The organism is Pseudomonas sp. EL_65y_Pfl1_R83 (assembly GCF_963970695.1).
Classification (GTDB): domain Bacteria; phylum Pseudomonadota; class Gammaproteobacteria; order Pseudomonadales; family Pseudomonadaceae; genus Aquipseudomonas; species Aquipseudomonas tritici.
Map to the genome: position 1 here is coordinate 1 of NZ_CAXAQI010000473.1, position 438 is coordinate 438.

The 438-nt window shown below is 66.0% G+C and carries 1 protein-coding gene; it reads right to left on the reverse strand.

Translation table 11 applies throughout. The annotated features are described in order from the left end of the window. Window positions 1–4: 4 nt before the first annotated feature. Entirely contained in the window at window positions 5–301 is a 297-nt protein-coding gene (locus AACY08_RS29890; protein ID WP_339472695.1) for a hypothetical protein, read from the reverse strand. Between the last annotated feature and the right edge of the window lie 137 nt (window positions 302–438).

Below are 438 nucleotides of genomic sequence, written 5' to 3' on the forward strand. Positions count from 1 at the left end.
TGCCTTATTCGAGCGCATAATCCTCGGCAATGGTTGCGCCGGGCAGCTTGCCGTCCTTACGGATCAACAGCACGCCGGCGTTCAGCGGCGCGGCGAGAGCTGCTGCAAAAATGAAGCCGCGTGCCTCGATCCCGGCGACCAGATCGACCGGGCCGCGCGTGGCCGCTGCCATCCGCGTGATCGCGCTGGCAAAACCCGCAGCATCGAGCAGCAAAGTGGTGATGTCGCGAAACTGGATGCCGGGCTTTGGGAAATCCGGGATGGTGCGGATCAGCGCCTTCAGATCGTCATTCTCGGCCATAGCATCCTCGTCGCCCCGGAGCCGCTCGGCCCGGGTGGGAACCGCCGCCCCGCACCGCGCGGAGCCGCCCCGACACCAGGGCCGGGGCGACGTCCATGGCTCAGTGCTTGATATCGCGCCAGATGTTTTGATACGCG